The sequence below is a fragment of the Planctomonas sp. JC2975 genome, from assembly GCF_012985205.1.
GTDB lineage: Bacteria > Actinomycetota > Actinomycetes > Actinomycetales > Microbacteriaceae > Humibacter.
Window position 1 is genome coordinate 862,816 of sequence record NZ_JABEKS010000001.1, and the last position, 26,365, is coordinate 889,180.

25 protein-coding genes are annotated in these 26,365 nt (G+C 67.9%); 9 read left to right on the forward strand and 16 right to left on the reverse strand.

The features are described 5' to 3' along the window. The first annotated feature begins 32 nt into the window (after window positions 1-32). Complete coding sequence (locus HII28_RS04020) at window positions 33-1,115, forward strand: aminotransferase class V-fold PLP-dependent enzyme (RefSeq protein ID WP_170024231.1); 1,083 nt, start codon at window positions 33-35, stop codon at window positions 1,113-1,115. A 52-nt stretch (window positions 1,116-1,167) separates the two neighbouring features. On the opposite strand, the gene HII28_RS04025 is transcribed toward HII28_RS04020, so the two are convergent. From HII28_RS04025 to HII28_RS04045, 5 genes are all read right to left on the reverse strand, one after another. After that, window positions 1,168-1,656 carry a hypothetical protein gene (locus HII28_RS04025; RefSeq protein ID WP_170024232.1) on the reverse strand — a complete coding sequence of 163 codons (489 nt, stop codon included), beginning with the start codon at window positions 1,654-1,656 and terminating at the stop codon, window positions 1,168-1,170. A 42-nt stretch (window positions 1,657-1,698) separates the two neighbouring features. Continuing rightward, window positions 1,699-2,472, reverse strand: a complete 774-nt coding sequence (locus HII28_RS04030) for a fumarylacetoacetate hydrolase family protein (RefSeq protein WP_170024233.1) — start codon at window positions 2,470-2,472, stop codon at window positions 1,699-1,701. Between the two features lie 2 nt (window positions 2,473-2,474). Continuing rightward, window positions 2,475-3,611 (reverse strand): branched-chain amino acid aminotransferase, encoded by a 1,137-nt coding sequence (locus HII28_RS04035; protein ID WP_170024234.1) that lies wholly within the window; start codon window positions 3,609-3,611, stop codon window positions 2,475-2,477. Window positions 3,612-3,683: 72 nt separating this feature from the next. Continuing rightward, window positions 3,684-4,745, reverse strand: coding sequence for a 3-isopropylmalate dehydrogenase (locus tag HII28_RS04040; protein ID WP_170024235.1), 1,062 nt, complete (start codon window positions 4,743-4,745; stop codon window positions 3,684-3,686). A gap of 226 nt (window positions 4,746-4,971) precedes the next feature. Beyond that, window positions 4,972-6,501, reverse strand: a complete 1,530-nt coding sequence (locus tag HII28_RS04045) for an MFS transporter (RefSeq protein WP_170024236.1) — start codon at window positions 6,499-6,501, stop codon at window positions 4,972-4,974. A 117-nt stretch (window positions 6,502-6,618) separates the two neighbouring features. On the opposite strand from HII28_RS04045, the gene HII28_RS04050 reads away from it, so the two are divergent. Together HII28_RS04050 and HII28_RS04055 are read left to right on the forward strand one after the other, a co-directional pair. After that, a complete protein-coding gene (locus HII28_RS04050) occupies window positions 6,619-7,161 on the forward strand; it encodes a TetR/AcrR family transcriptional regulator (RefSeq protein ID WP_170024237.1) in 543 nt (180 codons plus the stop codon). 70 nt (window positions 7,162-7,231) lie between these two features. Beyond that, window positions 7,232-7,480: a DUF6458 family protein gene (locus tag HII28_RS04055; RefSeq protein ID WP_170024238.1), complete on the forward strand. Its 249-nt coding sequence runs from the start codon at window positions 7,232-7,234 to the stop codon at window positions 7,478-7,480. Window positions 7,481-7,518: 38 nt separating this feature from the next. Here HII28_RS04055 and HII28_RS04060 read toward each other — a convergent pair whose 3' ends face one another. Then, a complete protein-coding gene (locus HII28_RS04060) occupies window positions 7,519-8,967 on the reverse strand; it encodes a hypothetical protein (RefSeq protein WP_170024239.1) in 1,449 nt (482 codons plus the stop codon). Between the two features lie 248 nt (window positions 8,968-9,215). On the opposite strand from HII28_RS04060, the gene HII28_RS04065 reads away from it, so the two are divergent. Next, complete coding sequence (locus HII28_RS04065; protein WP_170024240.1) at window positions 9,216-9,470, forward strand: DUF6458 family protein; 255 nt, start codon at window positions 9,216-9,218, stop codon at window positions 9,468-9,470. A 52-nt stretch (window positions 9,471-9,522) separates the two neighbouring features. On the opposite strand, the gene HII28_RS04070 is transcribed toward HII28_RS04065, so the two are convergent. Both HII28_RS04070 and serA read right to left on the reverse strand, forming a co-directional pair. Then, a complete protein-coding gene (locus HII28_RS04070; protein WP_170024241.1) occupies window positions 9,523-10,365 on the reverse strand; it encodes a PhzF family phenazine biosynthesis protein in 843 nt (280 codons plus the stop codon). Between the two features lie 46 nt (window positions 10,366-10,411). Continuing rightward, window positions 10,412-12,007, reverse strand: a complete 1,596-nt coding sequence (gene serA / locus HII28_RS04075) for a phosphoglycerate dehydrogenase (RefSeq protein ID WP_170024242.1) — start codon at window positions 12,005-12,007, stop codon at window positions 10,412-10,414. 296 nt (window positions 12,008-12,303) lie between these two features. On the opposite strand from serA, the gene HII28_RS04080 reads away from it, so the two are divergent. Together HII28_RS04080 and HII28_RS04085 are read left to right on the forward strand one after the other, a co-directional pair. Continuing rightward, window positions 12,304-13,140, forward strand: coding sequence for an NAD(P)-dependent oxidoreductase (locus tag HII28_RS04080; RefSeq protein ID WP_170024243.1), 837 nt, complete (start codon window positions 12,304-12,306; stop codon window positions 13,138-13,140). Then, window positions 13,137-13,592 (forward strand): GNAT family N-acetyltransferase, encoded by a 456-nt coding sequence (locus HII28_RS04085; protein WP_170024244.1) that lies wholly within the window; start codon window positions 13,137-13,139, stop codon window positions 13,590-13,592. The genes HII28_RS04080 and HII28_RS04085 overlap by 4 nt, the downstream gene beginning before the upstream one ends. A 110-nt stretch (window positions 13,593-13,702) precedes the next feature. Here HII28_RS04085 and HII28_RS04090 read toward each other — a convergent pair whose 3' ends face one another. From HII28_RS04090 to HII28_RS04115, 6 genes are all read right to left on the reverse strand, one after another. Further along, window positions 13,703-15,580, reverse strand: a complete 1,878-nt coding sequence (locus HII28_RS04090; RefSeq protein WP_170024245.1) for a 5'-nucleotidase C-terminal domain-containing protein — start codon at window positions 15,578-15,580, stop codon at window positions 13,703-13,705. A 294-nt stretch (window positions 15,581-15,874) separates the two neighbouring features. Further along, window positions 15,875-16,903 carry a ketol-acid reductoisomerase gene (ilvC, locus tag HII28_RS04095; RefSeq protein WP_170024246.1) on the reverse strand — a complete coding sequence of 343 codons (1,029 nt, stop codon included), beginning with the start codon at window positions 16,901-16,903 and terminating at the stop codon, window positions 15,875-15,877. A 105-nt stretch (window positions 16,904-17,008) separates the two neighbouring features. Further along, on the reverse strand, window positions 17,009-17,518 hold the full coding sequence (gene ilvN, locus HII28_RS04100) for an acetolactate synthase small subunit (RefSeq protein ID WP_170024247.1): 510 nt from the start codon (window positions 17,516-17,518) through the stop codon (window positions 17,009-17,011). Window positions 17,519-17,521: 3 nt separating this feature from the next. After that, window positions 17,522-19,360, reverse strand: a complete 1,839-nt coding sequence (locus HII28_RS04105) for an acetolactate synthase large subunit (RefSeq protein ID WP_170024248.1) — start codon at window positions 19,358-19,360, stop codon at window positions 17,522-17,524. A 50-nt stretch (window positions 19,361-19,410) separates the two neighbouring features. After that, window positions 19,411-21,105 carry a dihydroxy-acid dehydratase gene (ilvD, locus tag HII28_RS04110; RefSeq protein ID WP_170024249.1) on the reverse strand — a complete coding sequence of 565 codons (1,695 nt, stop codon included), beginning with the start codon at window positions 21,103-21,105 and terminating at the stop codon, window positions 19,411-19,413. A gap of 117 nt (window positions 21,106-21,222) precedes the next feature. Then, window positions 21,223-21,813 carry a TetR/AcrR family transcriptional regulator gene (locus tag HII28_RS04115; protein ID WP_170024250.1) on the reverse strand — a complete coding sequence of 197 codons (591 nt, stop codon included), beginning with the start codon at window positions 21,811-21,813 and terminating at the stop codon, window positions 21,223-21,225. 207 nt (window positions 21,814-22,020) lie between these two features. Here HII28_RS04115 and HII28_RS04120 point away from each other — a divergent pair, with 207 nt between their 5' ends. Continuing rightward, window positions 22,021-22,530 carry a DUF2871 domain-containing protein gene (locus tag HII28_RS04120; protein WP_170024251.1) on the forward strand — a complete coding sequence of 170 codons (510 nt, stop codon included), beginning with the start codon at window positions 22,021-22,023 and terminating at the stop codon, window positions 22,528-22,530. 41 nt (window positions 22,531-22,571) lie between these two features. Here HII28_RS04120 and otsB read toward each other — a convergent pair whose 3' ends face one another. Together otsB and HII28_RS04130 are read right to left on the reverse strand one after the other, a co-directional pair. Next, window positions 22,572-23,381 carry a trehalose-phosphatase gene (otsB, locus tag HII28_RS04125; RefSeq protein ID WP_346769178.1) on the reverse strand — a complete coding sequence of 270 codons (810 nt, stop codon included), beginning with the start codon at window positions 23,379-23,381 and terminating at the stop codon, window positions 22,572-22,574. Continuing rightward, complete coding sequence (locus HII28_RS04130) at window positions 23,381-24,874, reverse strand: trehalose-6-phosphate synthase (RefSeq protein ID WP_170024252.1); 1,494 nt, start codon at window positions 24,872-24,874, stop codon at window positions 23,381-23,383. Before HII28_RS04130 ends, otsB begins: the two co-directional genes overlap by 1 nt. Window positions 24,875-25,082: 208 nt before the next feature. Between HII28_RS04130 and HII28_RS04135 the strand changes: the two genes are divergently transcribed. Both HII28_RS04135 and HII28_RS04140 read left to right on the forward strand, forming a co-directional pair. Next, a complete protein-coding gene (locus HII28_RS04135; protein WP_170024253.1) occupies window positions 25,083-25,925 on the forward strand; it encodes a sugar phosphate isomerase/epimerase in 843 nt (280 codons plus the stop codon). Between the two features lie 216 nt (window positions 25,926-26,141). Continuing rightward, window positions 26,142-26,345, forward strand: coding sequence for a hypothetical protein (locus tag HII28_RS04140; protein WP_170024254.1), 204 nt, complete (start codon window positions 26,142-26,144; stop codon window positions 26,343-26,345). The last annotated feature ends 20 nt before the right edge of the window (window positions 26,346-26,365 follow it).

Here is a 26,365-nt window from a genome sequence, read left to right on the forward strand (position 1 = left end):
TTTCCTCAGCTCCGCCGGCGTCGGCACCCTCGATGCCCGCGAGCGTTGACCTCGCGGCGTCCACCATCGGCGGGCTCGCGCGGCTCCGCGACGAGTTCGTCGGAATCGGCGCCGGGTATCTCGCGGCCTGCACCGGTGGGCTGCCGCCTGCGGGGTCGGTCGCCGCTGCCCGCTCCGACCTGGAGCTCTGGCAGCGCGGCGAGGCTAACCCCGCCCACTACGACGAGGCCGTCGCTGCGTCGCGCGCCGACTTCGCCCGCATCGCCGGCGTCGAGCCGGACCGCGTCGCCATCGGGTCGCAGACCTCCGTCTTCGCGGGGATGGTCGCGGCCTCCGTCCCCGACGGCGCCGAGGTGCTCTGCGTGGACGGCGACTTCAGCTCCGTCGTCTTCCCGTTCCTGCAGCACGAGCGCCGTGGCGTGCGGGTGCGGCACGTACCGCTCTCCGCTCTGGCCGAGTCCGTCGACGAGAGCACGTGGCTGGTCGTGTACTCGCTCGTGCAGTCCGCGACCGGCGCGATCGCCGACGCACGTGGCATCCGCGCCGCCGCAGACGAGGTCGGGGCCCGCGTGCTGTGCGACGTGACGCAGGCCGCAGGCTGGCTGCCGCTGGAGGCGTGGACGGCGGATGCCATGATCTGCCACACCTACAAGTGGCTGTGCTCGCCACGTGGCGTCTGCTTCATGGCCGTCTCGCCCGACTTTGCAGAAGATCTCACAGCAGTCAACGCCGGCTGGTACGCCGGCGAGGATCCGTGGGTGTCGTGCTACGGTCCGTCCGCGCCGCTGGCGGCATCAGCACGGCGCTTCGACGTGTCGCCCGCCTGGCAGGCCGTGCACGTTGGCGCACCTGCGCTGCGCCTCTTCGCAAGCACGGACATCCGCGCCATCCACGACCACGACGTCGCACTGGCGAACGCGCTGGCCGACGGCCTCGGCGTCGCCGCGAGCGGGAGCGCCATCGTCACCTGGGAGGATCCGGACGGAGACGCGCTCGCACGACTCACCGCAGCAGGAATGGTCGCGTCAGGGCGGGCTGGGCGGGCCCGCGTCGCATTCCACGTGTGGAACGACGACACCGACGTCGAGAGCGCACTGCGGGCACTCGGCCGCTGATGAGTAACGGGGCTTGAACCCGCGACCTCCTCGGCCGGTCTACGACGGAAGATCAGCGCTGGATCTCGACCAGCAGCACCCACGCGTTGAGCATGGACGTCACGAAGACGAGGGCGATGGCTGCGGCGACCACGAAGAGCCCTGACGACGCACCCGCGATCACGAGAACACCTCCGATCAACGCGAGGAGCACCGGCAGGAGCCCCACCACGACCCGGAACACGCGTGTCGCGACGCCCGCGTGGAACGTCGTATCAGTGAGCACTCGCTGCGCCATCAGCAGCGGCGGGGCGAACCCGATCACGCTCGCCACCACGATCTCGACGCCGAGCGCCGCATCGGCCTGGTGCGGGATGAGTCCCACCACCGCGAGCACCAGGATCAGCACGAGCGAGCTCACCGTCGCGGCCGCCCGGGAGGGCAGGGTGCGCGACGCCAGGATCTCCTTGATCGTCACGCTCATCGCCACGATGATCAGACCCGCCAGCGCCGCTGCGGCACCGGCCACCGCGACGAAGAAGTCCCCCCAGCCCTCCGACATGGCGCACAGTCTACGGCCGCCGGGGCCGGCGACCGGTTCGGCTCAGCCCTTGGCGCGCACCGGGTTCGACAACGTGCCGAGCCCGCTGATCGACACCTCGACCCGGTCGCCGGCCACGAGCGGTCCGACGCCGGCCGGAGTGCCGGTCATGATGACGTCGCCCGGCAGCAAGGTCCACACGCTCGATGCGTACTCGACGAGCTCGGGGATGCCGTGGATGAGATCCGCCGTCCGCCCGGACTGCCGCACCTCCCCGTTCACGCGTGTCTCGATCGTGGCGGATGCCACGTCGAACTCGGTCTCGATCACCGGACCCAGCGGTGCGAACGTGTCGAATCCCTTGCCGCGCGCCCACTGACCGTCCGCGCGCTGCAGGTCGCGAGCCGTCACGTCGTTGCCGACCGTGTAGCCGAACACGTAGTCGAGCGCGTTCTCGGCGGACACGTCCTTCGCGATGCGTCCGATCACCACCACCAGCTCGCCCTCGTGCTCGACGCGCTCGGACTGCGGAGGCAGCACAATGGCGTCATCCGGTCCGATCACCGATGTGTTCGGCTTGAGGAACATCAAGGGTGCCGCCGGGGGTTCTGACCCCATCTCCTCCGCGTGGTCGCGGTAGTTGCGTCCGATGCCGATGACCTTGGAACGCGGGAGGACCGGGGCGAGGAGAGCGGCATCCGCGAGTTTCACACGATCGCCGGTCGTGTCGAACCCGGCGTACATCGGGTCACCGGAGAGCACGACCCATTCGCGGTCGTCCTCGTCGAGGATGCCGAAGGCGATCGACCCGCCGTGGCTGAAGCGCGCGATCTTCACGGTCAGGCGGCCGGAGTCTCTGCGTCCAGCCGGGTCAGCCAGCCGTGCCGGTCCTCGCGGCGGCCGTACTGGATGTCCGTGAGCTCCTCGCGCAGCGAGAGCGCCAGCTCGGACGCCTCCGGTCCATCGTGCACGATCTCGAAGTCGTCGGCCACGAGGCGTCCGATCGGCACCAGAACGGCGGCAGTACCGCAGGCGAATGCGCCGACGATCTCCCCAGATGCCGCACCGGCGCGCCACTCCGTGATCGTCACGGGCCGCTGCTCGATCCCGAGACCGCGGTCAGCCGCCAACTCGAGGATGGACTTGACCGTGATGCCCTCGAGGATCGAGTCCGATTCCGGGGTGATCAGCGATCCGTCGCGGCGCACGAGCACGATGTTCATGCCGCCGAGCTCTTCGAGGTACTCCCCGTCGAGGTAGAGCACCTGCTCGCACCCCTTCTCATACGCTTCGGCCTGCGGAAGGAGGCTCGACGCGTAGTTGCCGCCGGTCTTCGCTGCGCCCGTGCCGCCCTTGCCCGCGCGGGAGTAGTTCGGCGCGAGCGCGATGTTCACCGGCTGCACGCCGTGCGCGAAGTACGCACCGGCTGGGCTGGCGATGAGGTAGTACGCGACCTTCTTCGCCGCACGCACGCCGAGGAACGCCTCTTTGGCGAACATGAACGGGCGCAGGTAGAGGCTGGTCTCCCCCGCCGACGGAACCCAGGCGCCGTCCACGCCCACCAGCCGGCGGATGGAATCCACGAAGTACTCCGTCGGCAGCTCGGGCAGCGCCAGCCGGCGGGCCGACCGTTGCAGGCGCGCCGCGTTCTGGTCTGCCCGGAACGTGTGGATCGAGCCGTCAGCGTGCCGATAGGCCTTCAGCCCCTCGAAGACCTCCTGCGCGTAGTGCAGGACGGCGGCGGCCGGATCCAGCTCGATCGGCCCGTACGGGCTCACGCGCGGCCGGTGCCAGCCACCCTTCTCCGACCAGCAGATGTCCACCATGTGGTCGGTGAACTTCTGGCCGAAACCCGGGTTCGCCAGAATGGCCTCTCGCTCCGCGTCGGGTGTCGGGTTCTCGTTCCGCGTGACCTGCCAGAGCAGGGTGCGGTCCGTGGCGGGCGGGTTGGAGATGTCCGTGAGCGGAATGGTCATTGCTACCCCTTTGGCGAAAGGTGGCGGATGCGTGGCATCACGCCTGTGAAAAAGGTTACGTCTCTGCGCCTGCTACGCCACAACGCGGGCGGCGATCGCATCGCCGATCTCGCTCGTCGTGCGCGCTCGTCCGCCTCCGCTCGACCTCTCCGCGAGGTCGGACGTGACGGCCGCTCGCACGCGATGTGCGGCATCCGTGAAGCCCAGGTGGTCGAGCAGCAGCGCAACGGAGAGGATGGCGGCGGTGGGGTCTGCCTTGCCCTCTCCGGCGATGTCGGGCGCCGAGCCGTGCACCGGCTCGAACATGCTCGGGAACGCGCCGTCCGGGTTGATGTTGCCGGATGCCGCGAGACCGATGCCACCGCTGATCGCGGCCGCGAGATCGGTCAGGATGTCGCCGAAGAGGTTGTCCGTGACGATGACGTCGAATCTAGCAGGGTCGGTGACGAGGAAGATGGTCACGGCATCCACGTGCAGGTAGTCCACTGCGACGTCCGGATGCTCGGCTGCCACCTCGTCGACGATGCGCTTCCACAGACCGCCGGCGTGCACCAGCACGTTCGTCTTGTGCACGAGCGTGAGCTTCTTGCGGCGCTGCTCGGCCTGCTCGAACGCGTAACGGACGACGCGCTCGACGCCGAAGGCCGTGTTCACCGACACCTCGTTGGCGATCTCGTGGGGCGTGCCTACGCGGATGGCGCCGCCGTTACCCACGTAGGGACCCTCTGTGCCCTCACGGACGACCACGAAGTCGACGGCGCCAGGATCGGACAACGGGCTGGTCACGCCGGGCAGGATCGCCGTCGGACGCAGGTTCACGTACTGATCGAGGGCGAACCGCAGCTTGAGCAGAAGGCCGCGCTCGATGTTCGCGCCGGCCAGGCGCGGATCTCCTGGCTTGCCTCCCACGGCGCCCAGCAGGATCGCGTCATGCCCGGCGATCGATGCGAGATCCTCATCGGTCAGCGTGTCGCCGGTCGCCAGGTACCTGGCCGCGCCGAGCTCGAAGTACGTCTTGTCGAAGACGACCTCCGCGGGATCGGTGACGGCGTCGAGAACCTTGACGGCTTCCGCGACGACCTCGGGTCCGATGCCGTCGCCGGGGATGACGGCGAGCTTGACGACCGATGACATGGCGCTCCTACAACGTGAAATCAGGTGGGATACCAAGCCTAGAGGCGATTGAGCGTCGGACGCGCGAGCTCGCGCTCGCGGGGCCGCCGCGATTGAGCCTCTGAGCGGCGCAGCCGCGATATGGGCGATTGAGGGTTGGGGATGCGAGCTCGCTCCTATCAACAAACCGATTAAGCATCAGAACGGTGCAGTCGCTATCTGCGTGTTGAGGGATGCAGATGCGAGCTCAGTGCGCCCGCTCGCGTCGCAGGCTTATCGCCGCGATGATCGCGGCCAGCAGGACGAGCCCGGATCCGATCGCCGCCGTCACCGTCACGCCGCTGTCGAACGCGGCGCCCGCCGATGCCATCAGCGCGTGTCCCTGCGCTGCCGGCAGTTGCCCGGCGACCGCGGCGGCGCCGCCGATCGTCTGGCTCGCGACATCCGCTTGGGAGGCGGTCAGCCCGTCGGGCAGCACGATCGACCCGCGGTAGAACACCGTGATGATCGTGCCGAGGATGGCCGTGCCGAGCACTGCGCCCAGCTCGTACGCGGTCTCGGAGACGGCCGATGCCGCTCCTGCCTTCTCCGCGGGCGCGGTCGCGATGATCAGCTCATTGGAGACGGTCTCGGCCGCACCGATCCCGATCCCGAGCGCGACGAACGCGACCATGAAGGCCGGCACCGTCAGGTTGTGGGCCATCACGGCCACGAAACCGTAGCCGAACACGGAGAACGCGAGGGCGACCGGGATGACGACGCTCGGCCGCACCCGGCGCGCAATCGGCACCACGGCGAGGCCGGCGACGATCATCGTGATGAGCCCGGGGAGGAGCGTGAGGCCCGCCTGCACCGGGTCCTGCCCCAGCACCAGCTGCAGATGCTGCGACACGAAGAAGAGTCCGCCGACGAGCGCGATCACGCTGAGCAGGTTCACCAGTACGGCCCCGCTGAACGCCGGGCGCGTGAACAGACGCACGTCGAGCATCGGGTTCGGACGCCGCAGCTGACGGCGAACGAACATCCAGCCGCAGAGCCCGCCGACCAGCACCGCGACGATGCCCAGGATGCCGATCCCTTCCGTCGCCAGCGTTTTGATGCCGTACACGAGCGGCGCCATGGTGCCCAGGGCGAGCACGATGCTCACCACGTCCACCGGGCCCGGATGCGGATCCCGCGACTCCGGCACCAGGAGCGGCAGAAGAATCAGCATCGGTGCGAGCACGGGCACGGCGATCAGGAACACCGATCCCCACCACAGGTGCGCAAGCAGCAGGCCGCCGACGATCGGACCGAGCGCGGATCCCGCGGCGAAGCCGGCCGACCAGATGGCGATCGCCAGCCGACGCTGATCGCGGTCGGTGAAGATCGAGCGCAGCAGGGACATCGTCGACGGCATGAGCATGGCGCCGAAGAATCCGAGTAGGGCCCGGGCGGCGATGAGGAAGCCGGCGGTGGGCGCGAAGGCGGCGAGCACCGAGACGAGGGCGAATCCGATCGACCCGATCATGAGGAGCTTGCGGCGCCCGATCCGGTCGGCGAGGGATCCCATCGCCACCAGCAGGCCCGCGAGCACCAGCGGGTAGATGTCGATGATCCAGAGCAGAGCGACGCCGCTGGGCTCCAGCGCCGTGGAAATGGCGGGCAACGCGAAGTTGAGCACCGTGTTGTCGATCGACACCAGCAGCACCGGCAGCATGAGAACGGAAAGCGCCGCCCACTGCCTGGCCCCGGCACGCCGGACAGGCGTGCGCATCTCGGTCGTCATGGTCGTCATCGCGTCTTCTCCCCCTCGTGCTTTCCGTCCGGGCGCCTTGTGCACCCAGGATTCTTTACCGTCCAGCCGGTACACTAAACGGACAAGCCGAGCATTCCCTGAGCAGTGGAGGTCATCATGAGCGAGCGCGGGAGAACTCGTGAGCGCATCCTCGACGCATTCGAGGCCATCCTCACGACCGAGGGCGAGCGCGCGGCGACCCTGGACGCCGTCGCGGCGCGGGCCGAGGTCTCCAAGGGTGGTCTGCTCTACCACTTCGCGTCGAAGGACGCGCTGGTCGACGGCCTCGTCGAGAGGCTGCACGCGCTCGTCGAGCAGGATGTCGGCGACATCCGTTCCGCCTCGTCCGGTCCGATCGAGTACCTCCTGCGCACCTCGGTCAGTTCCGGCACGCCGCTCGAGCGAAGCGCGATGGCGTGCTTCGCGCTCGCGGGCGCTCAGGACGAACGGGTCCGCGCGGCTCTGCGGGAGATGCAGGACGCCTGGCTCGCCGTCGTGCGCGAAAGCGTGCCCGACCCCGTGCTCGCCAGGGTCGTCTCCCTCGTCTCGGACGGCCTCTACTTCAATTCCGTGCTGCGGGAGGGCGGCGGCAGCATCGGACGAGAGGACCTCGACGCGATCGTCGCGTACGTGACAGGGCTGCTCGACGATCCTCAGTAGTCGCCGCATGCCGCAGCATCCACCGCCGACCCTTCAACGTAGGCTGTAAGGAACGACGAAAGGGGAAGTCGTGAGTCTCGGTGGTGGAATTTTCCTGATCGTCGTGGGCGCCATTCTGGCGTTCGCTATCAACGTCAGCCCCAGCTGGATCGACCTCCACTTGGTCGGCTGGATCCTGATGATCGCGGGGGTCGCCGTGACGATCCTCGGAATCGTGCTCCTGACGCGCAAGCGCACGTCCAAGGTCACGCACAGCACCACGATCGACCCGAGGACCGGCCAGAAGATCGACTCGACCAGGCGGGACGAGCAGGACTGAGCCCGCGCGGCGACGCCGCACGTGATCACCCGCAGCCCTTAGCCGGCCCGGTCCGTCATCCGCCGCTCGCGCCGCGCGGCCCGCCATTCGACGATCGGGCGTTGGACGGTGACCGCCAGGCCGACGATCGCCGGGATCGTCTGACCGACGAGTTCCTGCGTGCTGGTGAACAGATCGGTGCCGACGACGCCGAGGGATGCAGCGTCTCCGATCGGTGCGACCAGCCGCGAGCCGAGGGTGAGCACGAGCACCGCTACGACCTCGACGAGACCCGCCTCCAGCGGAAGCACGGCTGCGGGAAGCGCCGCATACCAGGGCCATTCGAGCGGCAGCAGCAGAAGAACGAGGAGCGACACGATCCCGCACGCGAGCACCAGACCGCGAACCGTGCGTGCCAGGATGCTCGCGGCCGCCGTTCCGAGCACGAGCAGGGCGCCGATGACTGCAGTGTTCAGCACGAGGCCCGAAACCGAGAGGCCCGGCGACGGCGTTCCGCTGGACACCAGACCGAGGAACGTGGCAGATCCGGCCCAGTAGGGCACCATCAGGCCGACCGTGAGAGACGCGCACAGGATGACGCCGGCGCCGACCTCCCAGACCAGTCGCGACCACGAGCGACGCGTCGCGATGAGCGCCACTGCCAGAGGCAGCGCGAAGGGCAGCGCATTGAGCTTGACGAGCACGGAGAAGGTCAGCGCGACAACGGCCAGGAAGGCCCAGCGGCGTGCCGCGGCCACGATGGCCAGCACCAGGAAGAACGCCATCACGCCGTCGTTGTGGCCCTCGCCGGCCAGCTCGATGAGCACGAGCGGGTTCGCCAGGTAGAGCAGGGTGCCGCCCAGGGCCCTGTCACTGCGCGTGCGCAGGAGGAAGCGGCGGATGAGCAGCGCCGTGCCGAAGACCGCCAGCACCACCGGCAGTTTGACCAACAGGATTCCGGCGTACACGTTTCCGCCTGATGCAACGAACGCGAGCCGTTCGATCGTGGTCCACACGGGCCCGTACGGGGTCTGCGGGTGCACCGCCTGCCAGCCCGCCGCCAGCAGGTGTTCGCCGTATGGTGTGCCGGCAACGAATGCCGAGGGGTCGACGTAGGGATTCGAGCCTGGTGTGGCTGCGAGGTACCCGTGCGACAGGTACGAGTAGGCGTCGATGGAGAGTGTGGGCGTCGTGAAGAAGAGCGCGACCGCCACGACCGCGGGGATCCCGAGCGCGTACCAGCCGAGGCCTGCGCTCGCGAAGCGTGGTGCACGGGCCAGCATCCAGCCGAAGAGCGCGGTGACGAGAACGCCGAACAGGATCACGCGCGCCGACTGCATCGCGCCGGCGTCGGCATCCGCTCCGGCTCGGGGATAGGTCGCACTCGACGTCGCGGTGAGCCCATTCGTCCACATCGCATGCTGGGAGGACCACAGCAGCCAATACCCCGCGAAGGTGAGAACGGCGAGCACAGCCAGTTCGAGCACGAGCCACCCACGACGCCTCATCGCGCACCTTCCGCATCACTGCAGGGGAAACTGCAGACGGACGCTGCAGGCAACGGCGAAACGCTACCGGATGCGCTGGTCATCGCACGCGCCCGCACGCGTCATACACCGTCGCTGCGCCGTAGTCGAGCCCTGCCGCACGTGCCGCGAACGCTCCTACGCTGGGTCCGCCGCGCTGCACGAAGCCCGTGCACCGCATGTCCGCGAGCCGACGCCCGCGGATGGACAACCGAGCAAAGGAGAAGCACATGAGCCTCGGAGGCGGGATATTCCTGATCGTCGTCGGTGCCATCCTGGCGTTCGCGCTCAACGTGGACCTCGGCTGGATCGACCTGCACATGGTCGGCTACATCTGCCTGGTCGCGGGCGTCATCGTGACGATCCTCGGCATCGTCCTGATCACACGCAAGCGCACCTCGAAGGTGACGCGGAGCACCTCGGTCGATCCCAACACGGGACGGCAGATCGACACCACGCAACGCGACGATCCGACCGACTACTGACCACCAGAGTGAGGGGGCGGACGCCGGGAGGACGTCCGCCCCCTCACTCTGGTCAGAACGCGACGGATCCCTCGATGACGGTGCGCGTCTCCCCGCCGATCCAGTACCTGTCGCCGTTCCTGTCCACGTGGACGCGCCCGCTCCGGCCGATCGCCGTCCCCTGGGCGGCGACGTAGTGGTCGGCGGCTCGGCCTGAGCCGATCAGCCACATGGCGAGCCCGGCATTCAGGCTTCCTGTGACCGGATCCTCGGGGATGCCGAGGTCGGGCACGAAGGCGCGCACCTCGAAGTCGGCATCATGGTCGTGGGTCTGAGGTGCCACCACTCCGACCTTCAAGCCCTTCATCGACCCGAAGTCGGGTCTCAGCGCGAGCACCTCCTCGGCCGAGCCGAGCAGAACGGCCAGCCATCCTGGGCCGTTGTCGACCCATTCCGCGGCCAGCACCTCGTCGCGGCGGATGCGCAGACTGTCCGCAGCGCGTGCAGTCGTCTCCTCGTCGGCGGCGCCCGAGTGCAGAAGCGGCGGAGCGGCGAACGCGAGGCGGTCACCGTCGGTGCGCAGTTCGACGAGACCGACACCGCACTGCTGCACCACGGCATCCGTCGATCGCCGCACGCCGCCCGAACGCAACCAGGCGTGCGCGCTGCCGAGTGTCGGGTGCCCGGCGAACGGCAGCTCGCCGCCTGGCGTGAAGATGCGCAGACGATAGTCGGCAGCCGGATCCGTCGGCGGGAGCAGGAACGTCGTCTCGGAGAGGTTCGTCCAGCGCGCGAACCTCTCCATCTCAATGTCCGTCAGCCCGTCCGCGTCGACGACCACCGCAACCGGGTTGCCGGCCAACGCCTGCGATCCGAACACGTCGACCTGGACGAAGCGTCGTCCTTCGCCTGTCATGTCGTCCCCTTCGTCCGTGCCAGAAGTACGTGCGGCCGGGAAGCTTCTACGACTCGGTGATGTCGATGGCCTGCATCACGTCGGCGTCGATCGCCGCGCGCACGGAGTCGAGGATGCCGTCCGGCACCGGCGAGTCCACCGTCAGCACGCTCAGCGCCTTGCCTCCTGCAGTGGTGCGGGCGATCTGCATGCCGGCGATGTTGATGCCGGCCTCACCGAACTCGCGACCATAGACCGCGACGATTCCTGGGCGGTCGTCGTACACCATGACGATGAGGTGCTCGGCGAGCGGGACCTCGACGTCGTATCCGTTCACGCCAACGATCTTCTCGATCTGCTTCGGGCCGGTGAGCGTGCCGGCGACCGAGACCTGCGATCCGTCGGCCAGCGCCCCGCGCAGGGTCAGCACATTGCGGTAGTCCTCGCTGGCGGCATCCGTCAGCAGGCGCACCTCGATGCCGCGCTGCTCCGCCAGGAGCGGTGCGTTCACGTAGGAGACGTTCTCGCTCACGATGTTGGTGAAGATGCCCTTCAGCGCCGCCAGCTTGAGCACGCTGACGTCGTAGTCGACGAGTTCGCCGCGGATCTCCACGTCGACGCTCGTGATCGGACTGTTCTTGGCCAGCCCGCTGAACACCTGACCGAGCTTCTCGAGCAGCGGGATGCCGGGGCGCACGTACGGATCGATGACCCCGCCCGCGACGTTCACGGCGTCTGGCACGAGCTCGCCCGACAGGGCGAGACGCACGGACCGCGCCACCGAGACGCCTGCCTTCTCCTGCGCCTCGGCGGTCGAGGCACCCAGGTGCGGCGTGACGACCACGTTGTCGAGCGTGATGAGCGGCGACTCGAGCGGGGGCTCGCTCACGAAGACGTCGAGGCCCGCGCCGGCGATCGTGCCGGTTGTGAGTGCACGGTAGAGGGCATCCTCGTCGATGAGACCGCCACGGGCCACGTTGACCACGTACGCGCTCTTCTTCATGAGGGCGAACTGGTCGTCGCCGATCATGCCGAGGGTCTCCGGCGTCTTCGGCATGTGGATGGTGACGAAGTCCGCCTGCTGGAGCAGTTCGTCGAGCGTCACCAGCTGAACGCCGAGCTGCTGCGCACGGGCCGAGGTCACGTACGGGTCGTACGCGATGATCGAGGTGCCGAACGCCTGCAGGCGTGCCGTGATCAGGGCGCCGATGCGACCGAGACCGATGATGCCGATCGTCTTCTCGTACAGCTCCGTGCCGGTGTACTTCGAACGCTTCCACTCCCCACCGGTCAGCGACGCGTTCCCGGCCGGGATGTGCCGCGCCAGCGACAGGATGTGGCCGATCGTGAGCTCAGCGGCCGAGATGATGTTGGAGGTGGGCGCGTTGACCACCATGACGCCGGCCTCGGTGGATGCCTTGATGTCGACGTTGTCGAGACCGACTCCCGCACGCGCGACGACCCTGAGCTTGGGGGCAGCGGCGATCGCCTCGCCGTCCATCTTGGTCGCCGAGCGGATGAGCACGGCGTCCGCGTCGGACAGAGCCTCCAGGAGCGCCGGGCGGTCCGTGCCGTCCACGTTGCGGATCTCGAAGTCGGGTCCCAGGGCCTCGACGGTGGCGGGCGAGAGTTCTTCGGCGATCAGGACGACCGGTTTCGACACGGAAGGGACCCTTCGATAGGAGCGAATGAGGGAGGCGTGGGCTGATGCGCCCGCACGCCACGGCCATCGGGGCGCGGTCACCTCAAGGATAGTGGGCGTTCAGAGCCCCTTCGCGCACATGAGCACGCTGGTGCGGTTGCCCCGATCCGGTCGATCAGTACGAACGCCTCGCCCCCTTCGACGCGGGACGAGGCCGAGGAATGCGCGCATTCGGACCAATCCGCGTGCTCGTGATTGGCCCTGCGACCCGCTCTCGCTCGCCGTAGCCTGAGCATCTCTCTTCGAAAGGACAGGGCATGCGCATCCTGCTCGCCGGCGGAGCCGGCGCGATCGGCCGGCAGGTGATACCTGCACTCGTCGCTGCCGGACACGAGGTCTGGGCCACCAGCCGATCGGCGCAGAAGGCGACCGTGATCGAGGAGGCGGGCGGGCATCCGCTCGTCATGGACGTGTACGACGAGGCCTCCGTCGAGGAGGCCTTCGTCGCCGCGAGACCGGATGCGGTCATCCACGAGCTCACGGACCTCTCGCAGTACGACCTGCAGGCGAACGCGCGGGTGCGCATCGAGGGAACGCGCGCGCTGGTGGACGCCGCACGCCGGCACGGCGTCGACCGCATGGTCGCGCAGAGCATCAGCTGGATCGTGCCGGACGGCGACACGCTGGCGACCGAGGCCGAGCCGTATCGTCCTGGCGTCATGCCCGGCGTCCCGGAGCTGGAGGCAGCCGTTCTCGAGCTGGCGAATGGCGTCGTGCTTCGGTACGGCCAGTTCTACGGTCCCGGCACCTGGCGTGCCCGTGGTGCGATGGATGCGGTGGCGGCCCACGAAGGGACCCTGCGGCCGATGGCTCGGGTGGTGGACTTCGTGCACGTGACGGATGCGGCATCCGCAACTGTGCTCGCACTCGACTGGCCGCGTGGCGTGGTGAACATCGTGGACGACGAGCCGGCGACCGCCGCTGACTGGATGCCGGTGTTCGCCGCCGCCGTCGGCGCACCGGCCCCCGCCATCCCGACGGATCTGCCTCCAGGCCGTCCGGTCTCGAACGCCCTCGCCCGAAGCAGGGACTGGAAGCCGCGATTCGCGAGCTGGCGAATCGGATTCACCTCGCCGGACGGCGGTGTGGCATGAACACGTGGACCGTGCGCGGCATCGAATCACGTGACCGGGAGCGCTGGCGGGAGCTGTTCGCCGCGTATCGAGCCTTTTACGAGCTCGCACCAGACGAAGCTGTGCTGTCCACAGTGTGGGGCTGGCTGGCGGATGCCGACCACGAGGTCCGCGGGCTGGTGGCGGTGGACGACACCGATCGTCCCGTCGGCATCGCCCACGTCCGTACCTTCGCACGACCGAGCACCGCCTCAGCCGGGTTGTTCCTCGACGACCTCTTCACGGATCCCGCGGTGCGCGGCCGCGGGATCGGGCGGGCACTCATCGACGCCGTCGCGCGGCTCGCCGCAGAGGAGGGATCGACGAAGGTGCGCTGGATCACCGCCGCGACGAACACGCGTGCCCGCGCGCTCTACGACAGCGTGGCATCGGTCGACTGGGTCGTGTACGACCTGACCCCGGCCGACGGCTGACGAGCGCCACAGGGCCTCGTGCCGTCCGCCGGGGTCAGCGGTTCGTCGTGTGAAGCGTCTCGCGAAACCACCGTTCAGAACTGTGCTTCACGAGCGGTCGGGCGCCCCCATCAGAACACAGGCACGCCGTCGCGCACCAGTCGCCAGTTCTCCACGTGGAATGTGGCCGGATCGATCGTGCCCTGCTCCGTCGCGTACGCGACGATCGCCTCGCGGATGGCCACCTGGGCGTTGTAGACGACCGGAGCGTCCGCGATGTGCGGGAATCCGCCGCCGCCCGACTGCCGGTAGTTGTTCACGGCGACGACGAACTGCTGATCGTCTGTCACGGCGCTGCCGTTGAAGGTGAGCGCGATGATGCGCGATCCCTCCGGCTGTGCGATGTCCACGTCGTAGTCGACGCCGGAGAACTGGTCGTAGTTGTAGTCCGGCAGGTCGTGGTTGTTGGTCCACGACGCCGGATCGACTGCCGCGGATGCCGCCACCTGCGTGTAGTAGCGGGCCGAGTACTCGAGATAGTCCTTGATCTGGGATCCCGTGAGCACCGAGGCGAGCAGCGTGTTGTCGTAGATGTAGAGGCCCGCGACATCCTTGATCGTGACGGATCCGGCCGGGAAGGTCGCCGCTCGGTTGAACGGAGCGGCGATCGACACCACGGGCAGACTCGCGTACGAACTGCCTGCGATCGCCTCGGTGACCTTGGCCGTCTGCACGACGTTGATGTAGTCGAGGATCGCCGTGTCCTTCCAGCACGCCTCGGCAGCGGACATCGCCTCGGTCGAGGTGGCCACGGCCGTGTTGACGTACTTCACGACGGCGTCGTGCTGCGGCGTGACGAGCGCCACCATCGCCGGATCGTCCTCGACGGTGTTGGTGTTGATCGTCGTCGCGGATCCGGACGCCACGCTCCACCGGCCCCGCTCGAACTCGACCGTCAGGTCGAAGACACTGAGGCGCTCGCCCCAGCACTTCGGCTCGCTCATCACGACCTGCTTGCCGGTCGTGCTGTTGGTCACGATCCGCTGCGGCACGTCGATGTGCGCGTGGCCGAACAGGACGGCGTCGATGTCGGGCACCTGCTCGGCCAGCAGCGCTGCTGCGTTCTCCACGGGGAGGTCGCCCGAGTACGACGACAGGCCGCTATCGCCTGCGTGCACGCTGACGACGACCACGTCCGCCCCGTCGCGACGCATTCTGGGAACCCAGCTCTTGGCCGTCTCGATCACGTCGAGCACGTCGAGCTTGCCACTCACGTTCGCCTTGTCCCAGATGACGACGCCGGGGTTGGTGAGTCCGAGCACGCCGACGCGGAGCGGCGGCTTTCCCTTCAGCTTCATCGTCTTGATCACGTAGGGCTTGTACTTCGGGATCTTCGTTGCGGAGTGCACCGCGTTGGCCGCGAGCACCGGTGCGTGCATCTGCGAGACCCAGTGGTCGAGGAAGTCGAGACCGTAGTTGAATTCGTGGTTGCCCAGCACGACGGCGTCGTAGTCGAGCGCGTTCATCTGGATCGCCATCGGGTGGACGGCGCCGGTCTTGGTTGTCGGCTCGACCGTCGCGTAGTAGAACCCGAGCGGGGTCCCCTGGATGATGTCTCCCGCATCGAAGAGCAGCGTGTTCTCGCGTCCGCGGCTCGCACGGATCTGCTTCACCACACTGGATACGCGCGCCAACCCGACGACATCGCCTTGCGCGTCGCTGAAGGCGGCGTCCTTGTAGTAGTCCCAGTTGATGGCGTTGGAGTGGATGTCCGATGTGCCCATGATCGTGATGGTCACGGATTTGACGTTCTTGCTCGGCTGCGCTGCCTGGGCGATGCCCGGCCATCCTGCCGCGGTCAGCACGGCCGTCGCGGACGCGCCGGCGATCAGGCCGCGCCGGGAGATGCCGCGCGTCTGCTCGGGCTCGTCGGGCACTGCGCACGAGCACCAGCGAGGTGACGGCTCGTTGTAGTGGGAGTGGTCGTTGGGTCCTGAGGAATCGCTCATGAGACCTCATGCGACCACAGGGGTTGACCCCCGAACAAGGGTCTAAGAGGTGAATTCCGCGTGTCTGCACTTCTGCGCGACGCCGATCACGACGACAAGGCCCGTTCGGGACGAGGCGGCCCTGATAAGGAGCCATCTCGTCCCGAACGGGCCGAGTGGAGCCGGGTGGAGACCCAGCTCGATACTTCGCCGTCCACACGGCGCCGGATACTTCGCCGTCCACACGGCGCCGGCCAGGGACGGCGCCCGATGGACACCGTCGCCAGCGACTACGTGGACGGTGAAGTACGAGCCCTAGCGGGCTACTTCGCCGTCCACGTAGTCGTCGTCGTCGCTCGAGTTCCACGCGAAGAGCTTGCGCAGCTCACGCCCCGTGGACTCGATCGGGTGCTCCTCGCCCGCCTTGCGGTCGGCGAGGAACTCGGGGGCGCCTGCATCCTGGTCGGCGATGAAGCGCTCGGCGAACGCGCCGGACTGGATGTCGGCGAGGATGCCCTTCATGCGCTCCTTCGTGCCCTCGTCGATCACGCGGGGGCCGGAGACGTAGTCGCCGTACTCCGCGGTGTCGGAGACGCTCCAGCGCATCTTGGAGATGCCGCCCTCCCAGATGAGGTCCACGATGAGCTTCATCTCGTGGAGCACCTCGAAGTAGGCGATCTCCGGCTGGTAGCCGGCGTTGGTGAGCGTCTCGAAGCCCGCCTGGATGAGGTGGGACACGCCACCGCACAGCACGGCCTGCTCGCCGAAGAGGTCGGTCTCGGTCTCTTCGGTGAACGTGGTCTTGATGCCGCCGGCTCGCAGGCCACCGATGCCCTTCGCGTAGCTCAGGGCGAGCTGCCAGGCGTTGCCCGTCGCGTCGTTCTCGACGGCCACGATCACCGGCACGCCACGGCCGGCGACGTACTCGCGGCGAACGGTGTGGCCAGGTCCCTTAGGGGCGATCATGACGACGTCGACGCCCTCCGGCGCCTTGATGTAACCGAAGCGGATGTTGAAGCCGTGTCCGAACACGAGCGCCTTGCCGTCCGAGATGTTCGGCGCGATGTCGTTCGCGTACAGGTGACGCTGCACCTGGTCGGGCGCGAGGATGACGATGACGTCGGCCCACGAAGTGCCCTCAGCGGGCGTGACGACCTGGAAGCCGGCCTCCTGCGCGCGCTGCGTCGACTTCGAGCCATCCTGAAGTCCGATGCGCACCTCGACGCCCGAGTCGCGCAGGTTCTGCGCGTGGGCGTGACCCTGCGAGCCGTAGCCGACGACGAGGACCTTCTTGCCCTGGATGATCGTCAGATCAGCATCGTTGTCGTAGTAGATCTCAGCCATAGCTGTGTTTCTCTCCTTGTGAGTCGTCCCCTGAGCTTGTCGAAGGGTCCGTTGGTGTTGTGCTCCCGGCCTTTCGACAGGCTCAAGACGCGGTGAGCGAGGTTGTCAGTTCTTGAAGACGCGGTCCGTGATGGATTTCGATCCGCGGCCGATGGCGAGCAGGCCGGACTGGGCCATCTCCTTGATGCCGTATGGCTCCAGCACCCTAAGCAGCGCCTCGGTCTTGCCGGTGTCGCCTGTCACCTCGATGACGAGCGCGTCGGTGGCCACGTCGACCACGCGGGCGCGGAACAGGTTCACGGCCTCGAGCACCTGCGAACGGGTGGTGTGGTCGACGCGCACCTTGATGAGCAGGTGCTCGCGTTGCACGGACTGGTCGGGGTCCAGCTCGACGATCTTGATCACGTTGATGAGCTTGTTCAGCTGCTTGGTGACCTGCTCGAGCGGGGCATCCTCGACGTCCACCACGACGGTGATGCGCGACAGGCCGGGCACCTCGCTCACGCCCACCGCGAGCGAGGAGATGTTGAACCCGCGCCGGGAGAAGAGGCCGGCGACCCGGGTGAGCAGACCCGCCTTGTCTTCGACGAGCAGCGACAGCACGTGTGTCGACATGGCCTACTCCTCTCCCCAGGTCGGTGCGTTGTCCTTGGCGTACTGCACGTTCGAGTTGCTGACTCCCTGCGGGACCATCGGCCACACCATGGCGTCACGGCTCACGATGAAGTCGATGACGACCGGCCGGTCGTTCGTCTCCAGTGCGAGCTTGATGGCGTCGTCGATCTCCTCCTCTTTGGTGACGCGGATGCCCAGGGCACCGTACGCCTCGGCCAGCTTGAGGAAGTCGGGGATCATCGCCGTTTCGTGCCCGGTGTTGAGGTCGGTGAACGAGTGGCGTCCGTCGTAGAAGAGCGTCTGCCACTGCCGCACCATGCCGAGCGACGAATTGTTGATGATCGCGACCTTGATCGGGATGTCGTTGATCGTGCAGGTGGCGAGCTCCTGATTGGTCATCTGGAAGCATCCGTCGCCGTCGATCGCCCACACCACGCGGTCCGGCTGGGACACCTTCGCGCCCATCGCCGCCGGGACGGCGTAGCCCATCGTGCCCGCTCCCCCTGAGTTGAGGAACGCGTTCGGCCGCTCGTACTTGATGAACTGCGCGGTCCACATCTGGTGCTGTCCGACACCAGCGACGTACACGCCCTCCGGTCCCGTCATCTCGCCGATGCGCTGAATGATCGCCTGCGGCGACAGCAGCCCGTCGCTGGTCGGTGTGTAACCGAGCGGGAACTCGTTTCGCAACCCGTCGAGCCTGGCCCACCAGTCGCTCAGATCGGGTGCACCGACCTCGGCGATCTCGTGTTCGTAGGCGTTGGTCAGATCGGCGATGACGTCCTTGGCATCGCCGACGATCGGAACGTCGGCATGCCGGATCTTCGAGATCTCGGCCGGATCGACGTCGACGTGCACGATCTTCGCGTGCGGTGCGAACTCCGACACCTTGCCGGTCACCCGGTCGTCGAAGCGGGCGCCCAGCGACACGATGAGGTCGGCGTCCTGCAGTGCTAGCACTGCGGCGACCGTACCGTGCATCCCAGGCATGCCGAGGTGCTGCTTGTTGGAGTCCGGGAACGCGCCGCGCGCCATCAGGGTCGTGACCACGGGAGCACCCGTCGTCTCAGCCAGCACGAGGAGCTCCTCTGAGGCCTGCGCCCGCACGACGCCGCCGCCGACGTACAGCACCGGCTTCGACGCCTCCGCGAGGAGGCGTGCCGCGGCGTGCACCTGCTTACCGTGCGCCTTCGTCACGGGACGGTAGCCCGGCAGGTCGACGACGGGGGGCCAGGAGAACTCCATGAGGTTCTGTTGGGCGTCCTTCGTCACGTCCACGAGCACCGGTCCCGGCCGGCCCGTGGAGGCGATGTGGTACGCGGCCGCGATCGTCGACGGGATGTCAGCGGGATCCTTCACGAGGAACGAGTGCTTCGTGATGGGCATGGTGATGCCGACGATGTCGGCCTCCTGGAAGGCGTCCGTTCCCATCAGGGTCGAGAACACCTGTCCGGTGATGAACAGGGTGGGCACCGAGTCCATGTGGGCGTCGGCGATGGCCGTCACGAGGTTGGTCGCGCCGGGTCCGGAGGTGGCGATGGCGACGCCGACGCCGCGGCTCGCCGTGGCGTAGCCCTCGGCGGCGTGCCCGGCGCCCTGCTCATGACGCACCAGGATGTGCCTGATGGCGTCCTGCGCCATGAGCTCGTCGTAGAACGGGATGACGGCGCCGCCTGGGATGCCGAAGACATCCTTGACGCCGAGATGGGCGAGCGACCGCAGGATGGCGGCCGACCCGGTGATGAGGCCTGGCCTCTGTGAAGTGGCAGGCGTTGGCGAAGTGCCATCGGCCCCGGCAGCTCGCGCTGCCGAAGCCGGCACGGCTCTAGGATCCGTTGTCATGGGGGACGATGTCCTTCGAATGCGTCGATGAGGAACAGAACGAACGCGAGTTACCCCGTGATCGCGCCCTCCGCAGCGGAGTGCACGAGCTTGGAATACTTCGCGAGAACGCCACGGGTATAGCGCGGAGGAAGGGGCTCCCAGCCTTCCCGGCGGGAGGCCAGCTCGGACTCGTCGACAAGTAGGTCGAGGGAGCGAGCAGCGATATCGACCCGTATCAGATCACCATCGCGCACGAAGGCAATGGGACCAGCGTCCACTGCTTCGGGTGCTATGTGGCCGATGCACAGGCCGGTTGTGCCGCCTGAGAATCGTCCGTCTGTCAAGAGTAGTACATCCTTGCCGAGGCCCGCGCCCTTGATGGCGGCAGTGATGGCGAGCATCTCGCGCATGCCCGGACCGCCCTTCGGTCCCTCGTAGCGGATGACCACGACGTCGCCATGGCCGATCTCGCCGCGGGTGAGGGCGTCCATCGCCTCGCGCTCGCGCTCGAACACGCGTGCAGGTCCCTCGAAGAGGGCTGCGTCGAATCCTGCGGTCTTCACGACCGCGCCGTCGGGAGCGAAGGATCCCTTCAGGATCGTGAGGCCACCCGTCGGGTGCAGCGGGTTGTCGAGCGTGTGCAGCACCTCGCCGTCGAGCGGCTCTGGATTGATCTCGGCGAGGTTCTCCGCGATGGTCTTGCCGGTCACCGTGATGCAGTCGCCGTGCAGCAGTCCGGCGTCGAGCAACGCCTTCATGAGCACGGGGATGCCGCCATGCCTGTCGACGTCGTTCATGACGTACTTGCCGAACGGCTTCATGTCGGCGATGTGCGGCACCTTGTCACCGATGCGGTTGAAGTCGTCGAGCGTGAGCTCCACCTCAGCCTCGCGGGCGATCGCCAGCAGGTGCAGTACGACGTTGGTCGAGCCGCCGAGTGCCATGGCGACGGTGATGGCGTTCTCGAACGCCTTCTTCGTGAGGATGTCGCGCGAGGTGAGCCCCGTGCGCAGCATGTTCACGACCGCCTCGCCCGAGCGGTGCGCGTAGTAGTCGCGGCGGCGGTCGGCCGAAGGCGGCGCCGCGGATCCCGGGTAGCTCATGCCGAGCGCCTCCGCGACGGAGGCCATGGTGTTCGCCGTGTACATGCCGCCGCAGGCACCCTCGCCAGGAGCGATCGCGCACTCGATGCGCTTGAGGTCCTCGAGGCTCATGGTGCCCGCCTTGCACGCGCCGACCGCCTCGAACGAGTCGATGATCGTGACGTCCTTCTCTGTGCCGTCAGAGAGCTTCACCCAGCCGGGCGCGATCGAGCCCGCGTACAGGAAGACGGATGCCAGATCCAGTCGCGCCGCCGCCATGAGCATGCCGGGGATCGACTTGTCGCATCCGGCAAGCAGCACTGAGCCGTCGAGGCGCTCTGCCATCATCACGGTCTCGACCGAGTCGCAGATGACCTCTCGGGAGACCAGCGAGAAGTGCATGCCCTCGTGGCCCATGGAGATGCCGTCGGAGACCGAGACGGTTCCGAACTCAAGCGGATATCCGCCGCCGGAGTGCACGCCCTCCTTCGCAGCCTGAGCGAGCCGGTCGAGGGAGAGGTTGCAGGGCGTGATTTCGTTCCACGAGCTCGCGATGCCGATCTGGGGCTTGTCCCAGTCTTCGTCGCCCATGCCGACAGCCCGGAGCATCCCGCGGCTGGTGGTGGCTTCGATCCCGTCGGTGACGACACGGCTGCGCGGTTTGATGTCGATCTCTGGCATGTCCTCGAGTCTAGGACCGCGCTGTACCCGCTCTCGACGGATGCTTGGTGCCCTCAGTACCACCGTTCCGTACACCGATCAGCGATCGTTCCGCGCGGTCGGTTCGGTGCGATGAGTTCAGCGCAGGCCTTCGAGTGCCCCGGATGCCGCGCCCACCGCTGCCGCCTCGACGATGGCCAGATCGGCTCCGCGGTCCAGGCTGCGGAAGCCGGCGTCGACGACGGCGAAGACGACGGATGCCGCAACGCGGCCTCGAGCGGCATCGCCGTCCAACGCCTCGACGCACGCCGTCAGAATGGACTCGCGCAGCTCGCCGTGCGCCGCGTCCATCTTCTGCGTGCGCTCAGGGGCCGGCGCGGAACGGGCCGCTCCCATGAGCCAGCCATGCGCCGTGCCGGATGCCAGCCGCAGGTTCGCGCGCACCCAGGCGGCGACGCGCTCTGCCGGGTCCGGGGCCTCGTCCGCGGCCTTACGCACCGCGGCCATCCACTCCGGAAGGTGTCGCGCCACGACCAGCGCGCGCAGGTCCTCGATGCTGTCGACGTACCGGTAGATGCTGTTGCGGGCGATGCCCGCCGCGGCGCTCACGGCACTGGCGGTGAGCCGATCCGCGTCGCCGGACTGCAGTATCTCGTCGGCCGCCGTCACCAGGCGGTCCTGCATCCGCGCTCGGTGCTCGGCCACCGTCGGCGCATCGATCTTGGGCAACCGGACCTCCGACTACGCGACACCGTGTCGCCAACTTGACGACACCCTGTCGCAGAGCCTACGCTGTCCCTGTTTTGCGACACCCTGTCCCGAACATCACCGACCACGCTCTGCCGCCTCCGCCTCCGCCTGCGGCAGCCGCACGCGACTTCCCGCTGCCGCTGCTCGGATCGGTAGGGCGTCGCCCGAGCAACAAGAGGAGACACCATGACCACCGCAACGACCGCTCGCACCCCGCTCGCTTCAGCCTCGGAACACAGGCTGTTCGTGAGCGCCGCCGTCTGGACCGGAGTCGGTCTCGCCGGAGGGCTCGCCTTCCGCGAGGTGACGAAAGCCACCGGATTCGACGGCAGCACGGAGCTCGCCGTGGTGCACACGCACGCGCTCGTCCTCGGCACCGTCGTGCTGCTCGCCGCCCTGGCCCTGGATCGCCTTTTCCATCTCGGCGCCGACCGTCGGATGCGCTGGTTCCTCTGGATCTGGAACATCGGCCTGGCCGTCACCGTCGGTTCGCTCGCCCTGAAGGGCACGCTGCAGATCCTCGTGCCCGACGCCGCGGACAGCCCGGCCATCGCCGGCATCGCCGGGATGGGTCACATCCTGTTGACCGTCGCGTTCGTGCTGTTCTTCCTGGCACTCGGACGCGGAATCAAGGCCGGACGCGGCTCCCGCCGCGCGGCGGCGGAAGGGGCACCGCGGGATCTCGACGCCGCGTGATCGGATCCAGCACTCGAGAACTACGCCCGAGACCCGAGCGCTCAGTTCCTTGCGCGCAGGGAGGCGAGGCTCTGCAGCAAGCCGGCGACGACATCCGGATCCGCGACGCGGAAGCCCGCACGCGTCTCCCCCGGCCCGACCTTCACTCCGACGTCGTCCGACGTGAGCACGGCGAAGCCGTCCTCATCGGTCACGTCGTCTCCCGCGTAGAGCACGCCCGTTGCGCCGACATGCTCGCGAAGCCGTTCGATGCCGTCCCCCTTGGTGGCGTCGCGCACCGCGAACTCCAGGATGTCCTTGCCGGCCCGCTCGAGGAACCCTCCGCCGATCGCGTGGGCTGCCGCCCTCGCTTGCTCGTTCGCCGCAGCGGCGGCGTTCGTGGGGACCCCTCGCGTGTGGAGGCCGAGTCCCACTGGCTTGTGTTCGATCTTGGATCCAGGCGTCGCCGCCACGATGCGGTCCAGTTCGACCGCGAGCGCGGCAAGCCGTGAGCGTTCCCCGTCGCTGAGTCCGACATCCACGGCGCCGCCGGTGAGTCGCACCTCTACACCGTGCGACGCGATGAGGAGCGCGGACTCGTCTGCTTCTGTGACCCGGATCAAGCCGTCGAGAGGGCGTCCGGAGACGAACGCGACCCAGGTATCAGGCGTGTGCTCGAGCAGGTCGAGGGCCGAGCGCGCCTCGGGGATGACCCGGGAATCGGCAGGGTTGTCCACGAGCGGACTGACCGTGCCGTCGAAGTCGAGGGCGACGAGGAGGCGAGGGGTCTCGGCCAGGCGCCGTATGGCATCCGCGAGGTCCGGATCACCGGCGACAGCGGCGTCGTGCCGCGAGCGCGTCGCCTCGTCCACTATTCGACCCGCCCACTCGGAGGCGTCGGTGCCGGCTTCTCGTGAGCACCGTAATCGTCGTCGTGCGTCACGTGGGTGAGCGCGTCGAAGAATGTGGCGGACCAACGCTGCACGTCATGCGTCAGCACGCGTTTGCGCAGGGCGCGCATCCGACGGCCGCGCTCCCTCGACGGCATGTCGATGGCTTTCAACATGGCGTCCTTGAGGCCCTCGATGTCGTGCGGATTCACGAGCAGTGCCTGTTTGAGCTCATCCGATGCCCCGGTGAACTCGCTCAGCACGAGCACGCCGTCGTTGTCGATGCGGCTGGCGACGTATTCCTTCGCCACCAGGTTCATGCCGTCGCGAAGAGCGGTGACCAACATGACGTCGGCTGCCAGGTAGAGCGCCACCATCTCCTCGCGCGGATACCCCTGGTGCAGGTAGCTGATCGCGGTGTGGCTGATCGTGGAGTAGTCGCCGTTGATGCGGCTCACCGTGAGTTCGACCTCGTCGCGGAGTTGCCGGTACGTCTCGACACGCTCGCGCGACGGACTCGCCACCTGAACGAGCGTCAGGTCGTCGACGTCGACGCTCTTGTCGCGCAGCAGCTCCCCGTACGCCTTGAGACGGTGCCGGATGCCCTTCGTGTAGTCGAGCCGGTCGACCCCGAGCATGATCGTCGTCGGGTTGCCGAGCTCCTCGCGGATCTGCTTGGCCCGTGCCTGGATGTCCGGACGCGATGCGAGCTCCTGGTAGTGCTCCGCGTCGATCGAGATGGGGAACTGCTTCGCCAGGACGGTGCGCACGCGGGTGCCCCGACGATTCGTCTTGACGTGACGGTGGCCCACGGCCTCGCCGTCCGCCAGCGGGACGTCGATGACCGACCCGCGGGTCTCGTACCCGAGCAGGCGACGGACGGCGCGAGCGAAGTTGCCCGCGTCCGCAAGGCGCTGGAAGCCGATCACGTCGGCGCCCAGCAGCCCCTCGACGACCTGCTTGCGCCACGGAAGCTGGGCGTAGATGCCGTAGGCCGGGAACGGAATGTGGTTGAAGAATCCGATCACGAGGTCGGGACGGGCGTCCCGCAGCATCTTCGGAACGAGCTGCAGCTGGTAGTCGTGCACCCAGACGACGGCACCCGGGGCGGCGCGCGCAATGGCGGCATCCGCGAACCGACGGTTCACCTGCACGTACGAGTCCCACCACTCGCGGTGGAAGCTGGGCGGGGCGATCACGTCGTGGTAGAGAGGCCACAGGGTGTCGTTCGAGAAGCCCTCGTAGTAGTACTCGACGTCCTCTGCGCTGAGCGAAACGGGGGTGATGTCGATGCCGTCGGCGACGAACGGTTCGAAGTGGGCGTCGGGGATGCCGACCCATCCGATCCAGACGCCGTCCTCGCGCTTCATGATGGGCTCGAGAGCCGCGACGAGCCCGCCAGGAGACGGGCGCCAGACGGCTTCAGGGCCCTCGCCCGATACGTGGTCGACGGGGAGCCTGTTGGAGACGATCACGAGATCGAACTGCCGGGAATCGGACGGCGGACGCGGGTCGCTGCCGCGTGATGCGGACCCGTCGCGCTCTTGTTTCGGCAGAATGACCGCCTCCTGAGGGGGTGCGTGCTCGACGAGTCCTCACGTTACCAGTCGGCCATCGTCCCCACGGATTCACGGCAGCGCGACGACACCGGGCGTTCACGCTCCCGGCCTAACGTCGCAGACGATGATCGCGATCGGTATGAGCACCTCCTGCGTCTACCCGCACGGCACGCGGGCTGCGTTCGAGACCGCCGCCCGGCTCGGATACGACGGCGTCGAGATCATGGTCACTCGCGACGCCGGCACGAGGGATGCCCGCACCCTGCGTGCCCTGTCCGCCCGGTACAGCATGCCCATCCTCTCCGTGCACGCTCCGGTGCTGTTCTTCACGCAGCTGGTCTGGGGACTGGATCCGGTGCGCAAACTCGTCAGGTCCGCCCGTCTCGCGCAGGAGGTGGGAGCGCCGACCGTTGTGGTGCATCCGCCGTTTCGCTGGCAAGGGGACTACGCCCGGTCATTCACCACGGTCATCCGCGACCTCGCCGACGCGACGGGTGTGGACCTCGCCGTCGAGAACATGTTCCCGTGGAACGTCGGCGGCCGCAGGCGGGCCGTGTACTCGCCGGGCTGGGATCCGGTGAGCATCGACTGCGATTCGGCGACGCTCGACTTCTCGCACGCGGCGCTCGCAGGGAGGGACGGCCTCGAACTCGCGCGCCGACTCGACGACCGACTCCGCCACGTGCACCTCTGCGACGGGACGACGTCGGTGTTCGACGGCGGTGTCTTCGACGAGCACCTCGTGCCGGGCGACGGCACGCAGCCGGTGGGAGCCGTGCTGCGGATGCTCGCCGAACGCGACTGGCACGGGGCGATCGTCGCCGAAGTGGCGTCGCATGGGCGCAGCGACCGCGAACGGGCCGAGCGCCTGGCCCGAACACTCGCATTCGCGCGTGCCTGCGTCGGATCTCCCCGCACGGCCGATGTCGCACCCTCGATCCCGGCGGGCGTGCGCGCTGCTGACTGACCGGCTCTCCTGGGCGGGGAGCGCACGGCATCGGACGCGAAAAGGAATGACGTCAGACACGGAAGTGCAGAATTCGCGACACGCTCCAACCCGCTGACAGCCGCCCTGTCGATGTCGAGACAGGCCACCCGTGGTGGCGGACGTCGTTTTCGGCGGCACGGTCATGTATCGGTCGGCCATCCCTGTGTACGGTGAAGACGAACCGGAGGGGGCGGAATGCGCAAGTACCTGCTCAATTGGAGCGTTCTCAGCACGGCGCTCGGTGTCATCGCCGTGATCCAGGCGACGCGGAACGGCCCACGCGACTGGCGGCTCCTGCTCGCCTGGGCCGGGTGGGCGCTCTCCCTCGCCGTGGCGATCACGGCTGTGCACGACCGGTCGAAGGAGCTCGAGACGACTGAGCTCGAGGCCGATTTCTGACGTCTTCTCCCTCTGTGGAG

Coding starts and splice junctions, on each gene's coding strand:
- HII28_RS04035 (WP_170024234.1), bottom strand. CDS start 3,611: ATGACCATTCCGCTCACGGACATCTCCAACCCGCCCGCCACGGACCGC.
- HII28_RS04025 (WP_170024232.1), bottom strand. CDS start 1,656: ATGTCGGAGGGCTGGGGGGACTTCTTCGTCGCGGTGGCCGGTGCCGCA.
- HII28_RS04135 (WP_170024253.1), top strand. CDS start 25,083: ATGATCGCGATCGGTATGAGCACCTCCTGCGTCTACCCGCACGGCACG.
- HII28_RS04105 (WP_170024248.1), bottom strand. CDS start 19,360: ATGACAACGGATCCTAGAGCCGTGCCGGCTTCGGCAGCGCGAGCTGCC.
- HII28_RS04050 (WP_170024237.1), top strand. CDS start 6,619: ATGAGCGAGCGCGGGAGAACTCGTGAGCGCATCCTCGACGCATTCGAG.
- ilvN (WP_170024247.1), bottom strand. CDS start 17,518: ATGTCGACACACGTGCTGTCGCTGCTCGTCGAAGACAAGGCGGGTCTG.
- HII28_RS04140 (WP_170024254.1), top strand. CDS start 26,142: ATGCGCAAGTACCTGCTCAATTGGAGCGTTCTCAGCACGGCGCTCGGT.
- ilvC (WP_170024246.1), bottom strand. CDS start 16,903: ATGGCTGAGATCTACTACGACAACGATGCTGATCTGACGATCATCCAG.
- HII28_RS04040 (WP_170024235.1), bottom strand. CDS start 4,745: ATGTCATCGGTCGTCAAGCTCGCCGTCATCCCCGGCGACGGCATCGGA.
- HII28_RS04120 (WP_170024251.1), top strand. CDS start 22,021: ATGACCACCGCAACGACCGCTCGCACCCCGCTCGCTTCAGCCTCGGAA.
- HII28_RS04020 (WP_170024231.1), top strand. CDS start 33: ATGCCCGCGAGCGTTGACCTCGCGGCGTCCACCATCGGCGGGCTCGCG.
- HII28_RS04080 (WP_170024243.1), top strand. CDS start 12,304: ATGCGCATCCTGCTCGCCGGCGGAGCCGGCGCGATCGGCCGGCAGGTG.
- HII28_RS04065 (WP_170024240.1), top strand. CDS start 9,216: ATGAGCCTCGGAGGCGGGATATTCCTGATCGTCGTCGGTGCCATCCTG.
- HII28_RS04045 (WP_170024236.1), bottom strand. CDS start 6,501: ATGACGACCATGACGACCGAGATGCGCACGCCTGTCCGGCGTGCCGGG.
- HII28_RS04090 (WP_170024245.1), bottom strand. CDS start 15,580: ATGAGCGATTCCTCAGGACCCAACGACCACTCCCACTACAACGAGCCG.
- ilvD (WP_170024249.1), bottom strand. CDS start 21,105: ATGCCAGAGATCGACATCAAACCGCGCAGCCGTGTCGTCACCGACGGG.
- HII28_RS04085 (WP_170024244.1), top strand. CDS start 13,137: ATGAACACGTGGACCGTGCGCGGCATCGAATCACGTGACCGGGAGCGC.
- HII28_RS04070 (WP_170024241.1), bottom strand. CDS start 10,365: ATGACAGGCGAAGGACGACGCTTCGTCCAGGTCGACGTGTTCGGATCG.
- HII28_RS04060 (WP_170024239.1), bottom strand. CDS start 8,967: ATGAGGCGTCGTGGGTGGCTCGTGCTCGAACTGGCTGTGCTCGCCGTT.